The sequence below is a fragment of the Streptomyces sp. NBC_01471 genome, from assembly GCF_041438865.1.
Classification (GTDB): domain Bacteria; phylum Actinomycetota; class Actinomycetes; order Streptomycetales; family Streptomycetaceae; genus Streptomyces.
On the sequence record NZ_CP109450.1, the window covers coordinates 3,405,504 to 3,418,548 of the forward strand.

The 13,045-nt window shown below is 70.6% G+C and carries 11 protein-coding genes and 1 pseudogene; 1 reads left to right on the plus strand and 11 read right to left on the minus strand.

The window, feature by feature from the left end:
* Positions 1–117 precede the first annotated feature (117 nt).
* The 5 genes from OG285_RS14895 to OG285_RS14915 form a co-directional block, all read right to left on the minus strand.
* Complete coding sequence (locus tag OG285_RS14895; protein ID WP_371791199.1) at positions 118–1,629, minus strand: methyltransferase; 1,512 nt, start codon at positions 1,627–1,629, stop codon at positions 118–120.
* Between the two features lie 148 nt (positions 1,630–1,777).
* A complete protein-coding gene (locus OG285_RS14900) occupies positions 1,778–2,347 on the minus strand; it encodes a small secreted protein (RefSeq protein WP_356826138.1) in 570 nt (189 codons plus the stop codon).
* A gap of 232 nt (positions 2,348–2,579) precedes the next feature.
* Positions 2,580–4,985: a sodium-translocating pyrophosphatase gene (locus OG285_RS14905; protein ID WP_371791200.1), complete on the minus strand. Its 2,406-nt coding sequence runs from the start codon at positions 4,983–4,985 to the stop codon at positions 2,580–2,582.
* 296 nt (positions 4,986–5,281) lie between these two features.
* Entirely contained in the window at positions 5,282–5,749 is a 468-nt protein-coding gene (locus tag OG285_RS14910) for an ATP-binding protein (protein WP_356826142.1), read from the minus strand.
* An 84-nt stretch (positions 5,750–5,833) separates the two neighbouring features.
* A complete protein-coding gene (locus OG285_RS14915; protein ID WP_003967428.1) occupies positions 5,834–6,187 on the minus strand; it encodes an STAS domain-containing protein in 354 nt (117 codons plus the stop codon).
* A gap of 80 nt (positions 6,188–6,267) precedes the next feature.
* Between OG285_RS14915 and OG285_RS14920 the strand changes: the two genes are divergently transcribed.
* Positions 6,268–8,880 (plus strand): DEAD/DEAH box helicase, encoded by a 2,613-nt coding sequence (locus OG285_RS14920; RefSeq protein ID WP_371791201.1) that lies wholly within the window; start codon positions 6,268–6,270, stop codon positions 8,878–8,880.
* Between the two features lie 40 nt (positions 8,881–8,920).
* Here the strand turns inward: OG285_RS14920 and OG285_RS14925 are convergent.
* The 6 genes and pseudogenes from OG285_RS14925 to OG285_RS14950 all read right to left on the minus strand — a co-directional run.
* Positions 8,921–9,217: pseudogene (locus OG285_RS14925) on the minus strand (Rv3654c family TadE-like protein); the annotation flags it as partial.
* Complete coding sequence (locus tag OG285_RS14930; protein WP_371793533.1) at positions 9,214–9,621, minus strand: TadE family type IV pilus minor pilin; 408 nt, start codon at positions 9,619–9,621, stop codon at positions 9,214–9,216. The gene OG285_RS14930 and the pseudogene OG285_RS14925, both read right to left, overlap by 4 nt.
* A 139-nt stretch (positions 9,622–9,760) precedes the next feature.
* Positions 9,761–10,033: a DUF4244 domain-containing protein gene (locus OG285_RS14935; protein WP_371791202.1), complete on the minus strand. Its 273-nt coding sequence runs from the start codon at positions 10,031–10,033 to the stop codon at positions 9,761–9,763.
* 190 nt (positions 10,034–10,223) lie between these two features.
* Entirely contained in the window at positions 10,224–11,000 is a 777-nt protein-coding gene (locus tag OG285_RS14940; RefSeq protein ID WP_371791203.1) for a type II secretion system F family protein, read from the minus strand.
* 23 nt (positions 11,001–11,023) lie between these two features.
* Positions 11,024–11,905 carry a type II secretion system F family protein gene (locus tag OG285_RS14945; protein WP_371791204.1) on the minus strand — a complete coding sequence of 294 codons (882 nt, stop codon included), beginning with the start codon at positions 11,903–11,905 and terminating at the stop codon, positions 11,024–11,026.
* A complete protein-coding gene (locus tag OG285_RS14950; RefSeq protein ID WP_371793534.1) occupies positions 11,866–13,026 on the minus strand; it encodes a TadA family conjugal transfer-associated ATPase in 1,161 nt (386 codons plus the stop codon). The genes OG285_RS14945 and OG285_RS14950 overlap by 40 nt, the downstream gene beginning before the upstream one ends.
* Positions 13,027–13,045 lie beyond the last annotated feature (19 nt).

A 13,045-nucleotide genomic window follows, 5' to 3' on the forward strand; every position in this document is an offset into this window, starting at 1 on the left:
GCGCGAACGACGGATGAACGACGGGCGCGGACACATGGGAATCAGCGAAGCGGGCCGGGCTGACGTCGGACGCAGGCGGTCGGACGTCAGACGGACGCGGGCGGACGCTGGGGGACGTCAGACGGACGCGGGCGGGCCCACCGGAGCGAGGAAGCCCTCCTCGACCAGCAGTCTGATGGACTGCGGGGTGCGGTCCCTGAGCACCACCGGGTCCTCGCCCAGCAACTGGGCGATCGCGTCCAGGATCTGCCCGGCGGAGAGCGTCCCGTCGCACACTCCCGCGAAGCCCGCACCCACCGTGTCGACCTTGGTGGCCCTGCGCATACCGCGGTTCTGCCGGAGGATCACATGTTCGGGGTCCTCGGCACCCGGCATGCCCACCTGCTCCTGCACCACCTCGGGCGCGAGCTTGAAATGGCCGGCGAGCAGGGCGGCGTCGTCGTGGTCCCGCAGATAGTCCCGGCGCTCGAAGTGCGCCCGTACGGTCTCACCGAGCGGCTGCTCCACCGGGTGCGGCCACTCCTCCACGACGATCGACGGACGGTCGGATCCCGACTTGTACAGCGTGATCCAGCCGAAGCCGACAGCCTTGGTCCGGCGGGCGTCGAACTCGTCGAGCCACGCCTCGTACCGCTCGGCGTAGGCGTCCGGGTCCGTACGGTGGTCGCCGCTGTCGCGCAGCCACAGCTCCGCGTACTGCGTGATGTCCTGCACCTCGCGCTGCACGATCCACGCGTCGCAGCCGCGCGGCACCCAGGAGCGCAGCCGGTCCTGCCACTCCTCGCCCTCCACGTGCTGCCAGTTGGCCAGGAACTGCGCGTATCCGCCCGCGTTCAGATGGGCGCCCGCCTCCGAGACGAGTGAGCGGCAGAGGTCGTCCCCGCCCATCCCGCCGTCCCGGTAGGTCAGCCTGGCCCCGGGCGAGATGACGAACGGCGGGTTGGAGACGATCAGGTCGTACGTCTCACCCGCCACCGGCGCGAAGAGCGAGCCCTCACGGAGGTCCGCCGCGGGGGCCCCGGAGAGCGCGAGGGTGAGACGGGTGAAGGCGAGCGCCCGCGGGTTGAGGTCGGTGGCCGTCACACCCGTCGCGTGCTGCGCGGCGTGCAGCGCCTGGATACCGGATCCGGTACCGAGGTCGAGCGCTCGCCCGACAGGCGTACGAACGGTGATCCCGGCAAGCGTGGTGGACGCCCCGCCGACCCCCAGCACGACGCCTTCGTCACGGCTGCCGATGCCGCCGGCGCCACCGACCCCGCACCCCGGATCCGAGACGATGAACCAGTCCTGCCCCTCCGGGCCTCCGTACGGCCTGACGTCCACCGTCGCCCGTACGCCGTCGTCCGCACGCGCCACCCAGCCGTCCGCGACGCACTCCTCGAACGGCAGGGCGGCCGCCGCCTCCTCCGCGGGGACGGGCTGCTGGAGCAGGAAGAGCCGCACCAGCGTCTCCAGCGGCGTCCCACCGCGCGTGGCACGCAGGGCGGGCACCGTCTCGCTGCGGGCCAGCGCGGCGTACGCGGGCGCGCCGAGCAGATCGAGCAGGCCGTCCGCGGTGAAGGCCGCGGCGAGCAGTGCCTCGCGGAGCAGGGGCGAGTGGTCGGGCGCGGGAAGACTGGTCGTACTCACCCGCCCATTGTGGCTGCTCCCACTGACAACACCCGCACCGAGCGCCCGCGAACACGCGGACAGCGGAAAACCGCCGATGAAGACACCCGACAGGAGTCGGTGTGCCGGCCATCGGCGGTCGTCGGCCGCTCCGTCGGTCCCCGCTGTGCTACGCCTTGGAGGGCGCGACGGTGGGGGACGGCGAGGACGTCGCGACCTTGCACGCGTCCTGGCTGAGCAGCGCCTTGCCCGTGTCGCCGGAGAAGAGCTTCTTGTAGGCGGTCTCGTCGATCTTCTTCATGTTCTCGCCGATGCTCTTGAGACCGTCCGAGAACTTCTGCTGATCCTTGACGTTCAACGCGTCGACCTGCTTCTTCAGGTCGGCGTACGCCTTCGAGTTGGTGTTCAGCTCGGTGATGGCGTCCTGCTGGATCTTCTTCCCGTCGTCACCGGGCGGCGGCCCGGCCTTCTTGAGGCCGGCGGCGATGGCCGCGTCGGCCGAGGACAGATCCTGGAACGCGGCCGAGTCGGCCTTCTGGATGTCCGCCGGCTTGCCGTCCGCCGCCACGGCGGTGATCTGCTGGTTGGCCTTGTTGATCTTCGTCAGCTGGGGCCCGATGTCGCCGCAGAGCGACTTGGCCCAGTCGTTCGTCTTGTCGCTGCTGTTGTCGCTGCAGCCCGACAACGCCAGTACCAGTACCGCACCGCCGGACAGTGCGGCAGCAAGCTTCTTGTTCACCGGATTGGTCCCTTCCAAGGCTCTCGGCCCCGGAACATACACGCCAAGTGGGCGACATTCGCGTGTCGTAAGACCGTTTTGTCCCATATTGAAGCCGTTTGCACCAAGACGAGAGGGGAGAGACAAGGCTCACGGGCACGGGACCGTGCGACGGCACACGACGAGGGGCGGACGGGCCGTCAGCACGGTCTGTCCACCCCTTGCCTGATGGGCCATTACCGGAACATCGGTACTAGGGCCCGTCCTGGGTGGCCACCGCCGGGCCCGCCACTTCGCCGGCCTCGGGGGCTCCGCCCTCCTCGTCCACGGAGATCCCCCGCCGCTTCGACACGTACACCGCGCCGACGATGACCAGGATGGCGACCGCCGCCACCACGGCGCGCACCGGAGCGCTGGCGTTGTCGCCGTAGCTGAACTTCACCACGGCGGGCGCGATCAGCAGCGCCACCAGGTTCATCACCTTGAGCAGCGGGTTGATCGCCGGGCCCGCCGTGTCCTTGAACGGATCGCCGACCGTGTCACCGATGACGGTCGCCGCGTGGGCGTCACTGCCCTTGCCCCCGTGGTGGCCGTCCTCGACGAGCTTCTTCGCGTTGTCCCACGCACCGCCGGAGTTGGCCAGGAACACGGCCATCAGGGTGCCCGCCCCGATCGCACCCGCCAGGAACGAGCCGAGCGCACCCACACCGAGGGTGAATCCCACCGCGATGGGCGCCATCACCGCGAGCAGGCCCGGCGTGGTCAGCTCGCGCAGGGCGTCCTTGGTGCAGATGTCGACCACCCGGCCGTACTCGGGTTTCTCGGTGTAGTCCATGATCCCCGGGTGCTCGCGGAACTGCCGCCTGACCTCGTAGACCACGGCCCCGGCCGACCGCGAGACCGCGCTGACGGCCAGCCCGGAGAAGAGGAAGACGACCGCGGCGCCGAACATCAGGCCCACCAGATTGTTGGGCTGGGAGATGTCCATGCTCAGGCCGAGTTCGCCCGCCTTGGCGTGTACGTCGTCGACGGCGGTGGCGAGCGCGTCGCGGTACGAGCCGAAGAGCGCCGAGGCCGCCAGCACCGCCGTCGCGATGGCGATGCCCTTGGTGATTGCCTTGGTGGTGTTGCCGACCGCGTCCAGGTCGGTGAGCACCTGGGCGCCCGCGCCCTCGACGTCGCCGGACATCTCCGCGATGCCCTGCGCGTTGTCGGCGACCGGGCCGAAGGTGTCCATGGCGACGATGACACCGACGGTGGTGAGCAGCCCGGTGCCGGCCAGGGCCACCGCGAAGAGGGCGAGCATGATCGACGTGCCGCCGAGCAGGAACGCCCCGTACACACCGAGCCCGATGAGCAACGCGGTGTAGACGGCGGATTCGAGCCCGATGGCGACGCCCGCGAGCACGACCGTCGCGGCGCCGGTGAGCGAGGACTTTCCGATGTCCCTGACCGGGCGGCGGCTGGTCTCGGTGAAGTACCCGGTCAGCTGCTGGATGAGGGCGGCCAGGACGATCCCGATGGCGACGGCCACCAGGGCGAGCAGCCGCGGGTCGCCGCTGTGCGCCCGGATCGTCGCGTCGGTGACGCCGTCCAGGTCGCCGTACGACCCGGGCAGATAGCTGTACACCGCCACGGCCACCAGGACCAGGGAGACCACCGCGGAGATGAAGAATCCGCGGTTGATGGCGGACATCCCGCTGCGGTCGGAGTGCCGTGGCGCGACCGCGAAGATGCCGATCATCGCGGTGACCACACCGATCGCCGGGACGATCAGGGGGAAGGCGAGCCCGGAATTCCCGAAGGCGGCCTTGCCGAGGATGAGGGCCGCGACGAGCGTGACGGCATAGGACTCGAAGAGGTCGGCGGCCATGCCCGCGCAGTCGCCGACGTTGTCACCCACATTGTCCGCGATGGTCGCGGCGTTACGCGGGTCGTCCTCCGGGATGCCCTGCTCCACCTTGCCGACCAGGTCGGCCCCGACGTCGGCCGCCTTGGTGAAGATACCGCCGCCGACCCTCATGAACATGGCGATCAGCGCGGCGCCCAGGCCGAAGCCCTCCAGCACCTTGGGTGCGTTGGCGGCGTAGACGAGGACGACGCAGGAGGCACCGAGCAGGCCGAGACCCACTGTGAACATGCCGACCACGCCGCCCGTACGGAAAGCGATCTTCATTGCTCTGTGCGAGACGGCGGTGAGATCCTTTTCCGGTTCCCCCTCCCCGGGAGTGGCTTCCCGGGCTGCCGCCGCCACGCGCACATTCGCTCTTACCGCGAGCCGCATGCCGATGTATCCGGTGATCGCCGAGAAAATCGCGCCGACCAGGAAGAAGGCAGAACGCCCCGCGCGCTGGGACCAGTCGTCGGCCGGAAGCAGGAAGAGCAGGAAGAACACGACGACGGCAAAGATGCCGAGTGTGCGCAACTGCCGGCCCAGATAGGCATTCGCCCCTTCCTGCACAGCTGCCGCGATCTGTTTCATGGATTCGGTGCCCTCACCCGCGGCCAGCACCTGACGTACCAGCAGCTGGGCTACGAGCAGGGCCGCCAGCGCCACCACGGCGATGACGATCACGATGATCCGGTTGCCGTCGGTGAGTGCCGCGGCTGCGAGGGATGTGGAGTGTTCGGACTGCTGTGGGTTGAAGAGCCCCGCCATTCGTCCTCCTTGACGCTCAGAGCTCAAGATGTGGACGGATTGTAGGGAGCGGATCCTGATCAAAACAGTGCGCGGTAAACGGAATTGACCCTTGCCTGAATAAACCTGCCGAGGGATGCAAAGGGAAAGTAATGGGGCAGAGGCATTCAATGGGACGTACGGTGCGACCCGCAATACGACTCAAGGATCAAGGAAAACAAAAAAGGCCCTGCTCAGCAGGGCCGATAAAGGGATAGGAGATGAGATCCGAACGGAGCAGTCAGCAGTCAGCAGTCAGCAGTCAGGGCAGGGCCCCGTCAGGGCATCGCCGTTGCCGATGTCGTCGGCCAGGTCATGCGGATGACTCCCCCGGACTCGCCGGAAGTGACCTCCACATCGTCGACGAGACCGCTGATGACCGCGAGGCCCATCTCGTCGTCACCGTCCGCCGACCCGTCGAGGGACGGATCGGCGCCCCCCACGGCCGGAGCGCCGAGCACCCCGGAATCCGCGGAGGCCGCACCACCACCCGTACTGGGCACCTCGTCCCCGACCTCGATCGAGAAGGACTTCTCCTCCTCGATCAGTACGACCCGGACGGGGGCCGAAATGCCGTTGCCGCGGTGGAGACCCACCGCACGGGAACACGCCTCGCCGACCGCGAGTCTCACTTCGTCCAGCACGGCCTCATCGACCCCGGCCCGGCGTGCCACGGCGGCCGCCACCAGGCGAGCCGTCCTCACATGTTCGGGCTGGGCGCTGAAACGGAGTTCAACGGTGGCCATGCGATCCCCCTCAGACGTACGGGCGTGCTTCTCGGGGGGACCGGGCTGGGAGCCCGGTACCCCTGCGTTCTTCCTCCGGAGCCGTCAGTCGGTTGCCGCGACGGCTTCATCGACCGTGGTGTGGATCGGGAACACCTTGGTCAGACCGGTGATACGGAAGATCTTGAGAATGCGCTCCTGGTTGCAGACCAGGCGCAGCGAGCCCTCATGGGCACGCACGCGCTTCAGGCCGCCTACGAGCACGCCGAGTCCGGTGGAGTCGAGGAAGTCCACGCCCTCCATGTCGACGACCAGGTGGTAACTGCCGTCGTTCACCAACTCGACCAACTGCTCGCGCAGCTTGGGCGCGGTATATACATCAATCTCGCCACCGACCTCGACGACCGTACGGTCGCCACCAGGCCCGGACACATTGCGAGTCGACAGGGACAGGTCCACGGATCCTCCAGCACCTTGCTATCGAGCGGCCGCCCCACGTGGTCTCCCCGGCGGAGCCAGGGAACGGATCGCCAGCCGCGATGGCATTCAATCACTTACCAGCAGGCATGCACGACGCCTTGAGCCCATTGTCCGTCATGCCAGTGACACACTCGGTACCGATGGCCAAGAACCAACGCTCCAGGCAACCCGCCGGAGACACGGGTCCACGACCCGGTCCACGGCAGATACTCGAGCGTCTCTCCGCAGGGCAGAGCCGGGCTTCGCGCATCACTCATACGGAGCACCTGCCCCCGCGTGCGGGGCGTCATGCCGTCTGGCCCGATCGCATCCGGCCTGAAGTGATTGCCGCCATTCGGGCACGTGGCATCGAACATCCATGGGCCCATCAGGCCACAGCTGCCGAGCACGCGCTCGACGGCGAATCTGTGATCATCGCCACGGGCACCGCTTCGGGCAAGTCGCTCGCCTACCTCGCGCCGGTACTCTCGGCTCTCCTCGACGGCTCGGAGGCGCCCAACGGGCGGGGCACCGCAGCTCTCTACCTCGCTCCCACCAAGGCCCTCGCCGCCGACCAGCGGCGCTCCTTCCGGGAACTCGCCGCACCGCTCGGCAAGGGCATCAGACCGGCCGTGTACGACGGGGACACACCCGTCGAAGAGCGCGAATGGGTACGTCAGTTCGCCAACTACGTCCTCACCAACCCGGACATGCTGCACCGCGGAATCCTGCCCTCCCATCCGCGATGGGCCTCCTTCCTGCGCGCTCTGCGGTACGTGGTCATCGACGAGTGCCACACCTACCGGGGCGTCTTCGGCTCGCATGTGGCCCAGGTAGTGCGCAGACTGCGGCGCCTCTGCGCCCGCTACGGTTCCGATCCCGTCTTCCTGCTCGCGTCCGCCACCGCGGCGGAGCCCGCCGTGACCGCGGGCCGCCTCACCGGCCTCCCCGTGCACGAGGTGGCCGACGACGCCTCGCCCCGCGGCGAACTGGTCTTCGCCCTCTGGGAGCCGCCGCTCACGGAACTCCACGGCGAACAGGGCGCGCCCGTACGCCGTACCGCGACTGCCGAGACCGCCGACCTCCTCACCGATCTGACCGTGCAGGGCGTCCGCTCGGTCGCCTTCGTGCGATCCCGGCGCGGAGCGGAGCTCATCTCCGTCATCGCCCAGGAACGCCTCGCCGAGGTCGACCGTTCGCTGGTCTCCAGGGTCGCCGCCTACCGGGGCGGCTATCTCCCCGAGGAACGCCGCGCCATCGAAGCCGCCCTGCACTCCGGCGAACTGCTCGGCCTCGCCGCCACCACCGCCCTGGAGCTCGGCATCGACGTCTCAGGGCTGGATGCCGTCGTCATCGCCGGTTACCCCGGCACCCGGGCGTCCCTCTGGCAGCAGGCGGGGCGTGCCGGCCGCTCGGGCGGCGGCGCCCTCGCCGTCCTGGTGGCGCGGGACGATCCACTGGACACCTATCTCGTCCATCACCCCGAGGCCCTCTTCCAGCAGCCGGTGGAATCCACCGTCCTGGATCCGGACAACCCGTACGTCCTTGCCCCCCATCTGTGCGCGGCCGCAGCGGAACTGCCGCTGACCGTGTCCGATCTGGAACTCTTCGGCCCGGCGGCCGCTGGACTGATGCCGCAGCTGGAGACCGCGAAGCTGCTGCGCCGGCGGGGAAAGTCCTGGTACTGGACCCGGCGGGAGCGGGCAGCCGACCTCACCGACATCCGGGGCGAGGGCGGCCGCCCTGTCCAGATCGTCGAGGCGGGCACCGGACGACTGCTCGGCACGGTCGACGAAGCCTCCTCCCACACCACCGTCCACGAGGGCGCCGTCCACCTCCACCAGGGACGCACCTACGTGGTGAAGCACCTGGATCTGGAGGATTCCGCCGCCCTGGTCGAGGAAGCCGGCCCGCCGTACTCGACCACCGCGCGGGACACCACCGCCATCACCGTCCTGGAGACCGACACCGAAATCCCCTGGGGCACCGGGCGGCTCTGCTACGGGTCCGTCGAGGTCACCAACCAAGTCGTCTCCTTCCTGCGCCGCAGACTCATCACCGGCGAGGTACTCGGCGAGACGAAGCTCGACCTGCCGCCCCGCACCCTGCGCACCCGAGCCGTGTGGTGGACGGTCACCGAGGACCAGCTCGATGCCGCCCGGATCAACCCGGAACAGCTGGCGGGCGCCCTGCATGCCGCCGAACACGCCTCCATCGGCATGCTGCCGCTCTTCGCCACCTGCGACCGCTGGGACATCGGGGGCGTCTCCATCCCGCTGCACCCGGACACCCTGCTGCCGACGGTCTTCGTGTACGACGGCCACCCCGGCGGGGCCGGCTTCGCCGAACGGGCCTTCCACACGGCCCGCGAATGGCTCACCGCGACCCGGGAAGCCATCGCCTCCTGCGAGTGCGAAGCGGGCTGCCCCTCCTGCATCCAGTCGCCGAAATGCGGCAACGGCAACGACCCGCTCCACAAACGAGGCGCCGTACGCCTCCTCACGGAACTTCTCCGGGAAGCTCCCGCCAACGATTCACCCGAACGGGGAAATCGCCCCAAGGCTGTGGAGGAAAGCCCCCACCCGGCGACGACCGAAACGGGCCACCCGGCGGCAGAGACGTCGGCGTCGGCACCGGATCTGGAAGGGCGCCGATCCGGTCCGCCCCGCCCGGTGGACCGGCCCGAGCTCTGACCTCCGGCGTGTACGGACCGAACCGCGACTCGGCCGTCACATCGGCGATCTCGCCCCTCACCACGCACCGCACCACTCCGGCCCCCTGCGCCCCGGCCACCCTCACCGCTGCAGCGCACGCCGCTTCCTGCCCCTGCAGCGCCCGGTCCGCAGCCGCCAGGGCCGCCAGATCGGCTGCACCGCCCGCCCGGTGACGGGCTGCCACGCCCTGACCCATCGCGAGCAGGGCCGCGAAGACCACGCAGAGGGAGGTCATCGCCATGGCCACCCACACCGTCGCCGAGCCGCGGTCGTTCAGACCTCCCGCACGTCCCCGACCTCCGCCCGACCTCCTCATGTCCGCACCGCCGAGCCGTCGGGCCGCTTCCGCTGTGGGCTCATCCGTGGACTCATCACCGTCCCGGTGTTGCTCCGGTGACTGGCACTACTGGGGGCGCCGGGGTCGTTGGCGTCGCTGGGGCTGCTGGGGCCGCCCACTTCGCCCTCGTCGAGCGCCGCCGCTTCCGCCTTGAGCGTCAGCGTGAGGGGGCCGGGCCCCGGCGTCGGGGCTAGCACCCGAACCCTCCACAACTCCCCCGCGCGGCCCACTGTGACGCGTGCGCCGCGCGGGGCTGCCGAACGGGCGGCGGCGACCGCGGCAGCCCTTGGTTCCGATCTGGCGGCCGCCCGCGCACCGACCCGCGCCGCATCGACGCACTGGATCTGGGCGGCTGCCGCGGTCAGAGCCCAGACCAGCGCCATCGTGAACAGCACCAGCGCTGGGATCACCACCGCGGCCTCGGCCGAAACGGACCCCCGGTCGGCCTGCCCCGCGTGGGCCGGCCTGCTCCCGACCGGCCCCCTGCCGACCGGCCCGCTGCCGTCCGGCCTCTCATCAGTGTCAGAACTTCGCATGGAGCGCCTTCTCGACCACCGATTGCAGCGCCGCAGCAACAGGTCCGCTGGTAACCACCTTGTAGAGCACCGCCGCGAACGCACACGCCGCGATCGTCCCCATCGCGTACTCGGACGTGGACATCCCCGCGTCCCTGCCGGCACCGAACCCCAGCAGATGCCATCGGGCCCGCATCCACGTCCAAGCCCCTGAACCGCCCGGCTCACCGGACTTCTGCGGCGCAGCCGATCCGTTCGGCAGCTTCCGTACGTTCACCATGTCAACCCCCGTGCTTCCCGATGCTGTTCGTGTGAGCCGGGAAGGACCCCCGGCTCACACTCCTCTTTCGCTCTGTTCACGCGATTCAGCCCATTGATCTGATGGATCTGATGCAGCCGATTCGCTTCATTCGAGTCATGCCAGTTGATCGAGTCGTTCCAGCGGCTTCCCCCGCTCTCAGCTGAGTTCGTCAGCTCGCCTTCAGGAGGTGGCCTGCCAGCCCGATGACCACCGGCACCACCCCGACTGCCAGGAACGCAGGCAGGAAGCAGAGGCCGACCGGTCCGGTGATCAGAACGCCCGCCCGGCCCGCCCTGTCTTTCGCCGCCCTGGCCCGGCCGGCTCTGATGCCTGCCGCGAGCCGGGCGACCGAATCAGCTGCGGGTGCCCCGGTCGACGCGGCCCGCTCCAGGCAGCGGGCCAGGGCTGCCGCCCCAGGTATCGACCCGAACCGCCCCCAGGCCGATGCGGGTTCGCTGCCGAGCCGCAGCTCCGCCGCCACCCGGGCCAGAGCGTCGCCGACCGGTCCGCCCAGCGATTCCCCGACCGCCTCGGCCGCCTCACGGGGTCCTGCCCCGGCCGCGATGCACGCCGCCAGAAGCTCTGCGGCAAGCGGCAGTTCACGTTCGGTGGACCTCGCCAGGGCCTCGTCGGCTCCTGACGACGAACGGCTGCCCTGCCAGCGCCGCACCCCGTACCCGGCGGCAAGGCCGAACGCGCATCCGACCCATCCCCCCACCAGGACGCAACCGGTGGCCACCGCGGCCAGCGGAGCGCCCCACCGGACGACCCACACCCGGTACTCGGGGCGCCGCGCCGCCCTCCCCGGTGCCACGGCCAGGAGTGCGGCGGCCCTGTTGCGTGACAGCTGTTCGTGCCGCCGCCCTGTCCAGGCGAGGCCGAGTCGGGCTGCTGCTGCCACCACGCACAGCACCACCCCCAGCCTGTGGACAACTTCACCCGCCATGACGCCTCCCCCTGCGCCCCCGGTCATACGTCCTCCCCGGCGCGAACGATCCGCCCTGCCCAGAAGAACCCGGCGCTCTCCAGCACCCCGCCCGCGAGCAGGCAGCACAGTCCCGCCGGAGTGTGCAATAAGGTCCGCAGTGGATCGGCCCCGAGCGCGGTGCCCAGCAACAGACCGCCTGCTGGAAGCAATGCGAGGACCAGCACCGTCGACCGCGCCCCGGCCAGTTCCGCCCGGAGACCGGCTCGTTGGTCGCGCTCGGCGCGCAGCGCACCCTCCAGCCCTTCGAGTCCGGCCGCGAGCCCCGCGCCCCCGTCCACCGACACTCGCCAACAAGCGGCCGCACCGCGCAGGCCGCCCGCTCCCGGCTCTCGTGCCGCGCGCCGCAGGGCCTCGGGCACGTCCCCGCCGAACCGCGCTGCTGCCAGTACCGCGGCCTCTGCGGCACCCAGAGCACCCGAACCCCGGCCAGCAGCCAGCAACGCCTCTCCGGGCTGCTTCCCGGCCCGCAGTTCGGCAGCCACGGCCCCGCACAGGGTGATCACCGCGTCGGCCCGCGCCAGCCGGTCCCGCGCCGCAGCCACGGTCCGCAGCCGTCGGCCCAGCAATGGCACCGCCAGCGCCCCCACCAGGAGCGGCAGCACCGATCCGCCCAGCACCGCCACAGCGCCACCCAGCACCAGACAGATCCACTCCGGCCGCAGACGGTCGCTCACCCGGCCGCGGAGCGAAACACCCCACGGGGCAACGCTCTTCCCCGAACCACCCGCGAACAGCAGCCGCCCCCTGCGCAGCCCCCGCTCCCGCGCGCTCAGCACGCACAGGCCCGCCCCCGCACAGAGCACGGCCAGGAACACCAGAGCCGTCACAACGCGCCTCCGGTCATGGTCCGCAGCCTGGGCCATCCCGGTCCCTCACTGAAGCCCTCCGTGCCCCAGCGCAGCGCGGGTACGGTCACCACCAGCCCCGTCGTGTCCCGCTCCAGCACATGCACCTCGGCGACCCGGCGCCGCCCGCTCCGATCCCGTACGAGATGCACCACCACCGCGAGTGCCGCGGCCAACTGGCTGTGCAGAGCGGCCCGGTCGAGCCCGGCGGCCGTCCCGAGTGCCTCAAGGCGGGCCGGCACGTCGGATGCGGCATTTGCGTGCAGAGTTCCACAACCTCCTTCATGTCCGGTGTTCAGCGCGGCCAGCAGCTCGGTGACCTCGGCGCCGCGCACCTCACCCACCACCAACCGGTCGGGCCGCATCCGCAGGGCCTGGCGCACCAGATCCCGCAGGGTCACCCGGCCCGCGCCCTCCTGGTTCGGCGGCCGCGACTCCAGCCGGACGACGTGCGGGTGGTCGGGGCGCAGTTCCGAGGAGTCCTCCGCCAGCACAATCCGCTCGGCGGGCCCCACCAGCCCCAGCAGGGACGACAGGAGCGTGGTCTTGCCCGAGCCGGTGCCGCCGCTGACCAGGAAGGACAGCCGGGCGTCGATCAGCGCCCGCAGCACCTGGTCGCCGCCCGGCGGGACCGTGCCCGCCGCCACCAGCTCCTCCAGTGAGAAGGCCTTCGGCCGCACCACCCGCAGCGAGAGGCACGTCGACCCGACGGCCACTGGTTCGAGCACCGCATGCATCCGTGTCCCGTCGGGCAGTCGTGCGTCCACCCAGGGCCTGGCATCGTCGAGCCGCCTCCCGGCCACGGCGGCGAGCCGCTGCGCCAGGCGGCGCACCGCGGCCGCGTCCGGGAAGGCCACATCCGTCAGTTCGAGCCCGGCACCACGGTCCACCCAGACCCGGTCGGGCGCGGCGACCAGCACATCTGTCACCGCGGGATCGGCGAGCAGTGCCTCCAGCCTTCCCGAGCCGACGAGCTCGGACCGCAGTTCCTCGGCGTGCCCCAGCACTTCGGCGTCCCCCAGCAGCCTCCCCTGAGCGCGCAGCGCCGCTGCCACTCGCGCGGGCGTGGGTTCCGCCCCGCTCTCCGCGAGTCGCTGCCGTACGGCGTCGAGCAGCGGCGGCGTACCGGCGGGAGGCAGCGCCCCGACGGACGGCGGT

Coding starts and splice junctions, on each gene's coding strand:
- OG285_RS14905 (WP_371791200.1), bottom strand. CDS start 4,985: ATGGCGGGGCTCTTCAACCCACAGCAGTCCGAACACTCCACATCCCTC.
- OG285_RS14910 (WP_356826142.1), bottom strand. CDS start 5,749: ATGGCCACCGTTGAACTCCGTTTCAGCGCCCAGCCCGAACATGTGAGG.
- OG285_RS14920 (WP_371791201.1), top strand. CDS start 6,268: ATGGCATTCAATCACTTACCAGCAGGCATGCACGACGCCTTGAGCCCA.
- OG285_RS14930 (WP_371793533.1), bottom strand. CDS start 9,621: ATGGCGCTGGTCTGGGCTCTGACCGCGGCAGCCGCCCAGATCCAGTGC.
- OG285_RS14935 (WP_371791202.1), bottom strand. CDS start 10,033: ATGGTGAACGTACGGAAGCTGCCGAACGGATCGGCTGCGCCGCAGAAG.
- OG285_RS14940 (WP_371791203.1), bottom strand. CDS start 11,000: ATGGCGGGTGAAGTTGTCCACAGGCTGGGGGTGGTGCTGTGCGTGGTG.
- OG285_RS14945 (WP_371791204.1), bottom strand. CDS start 11,905: ATGGCCCAGGCTGCGGACCATGACCGGAGGCGCGTTGTGACGGCTCTG.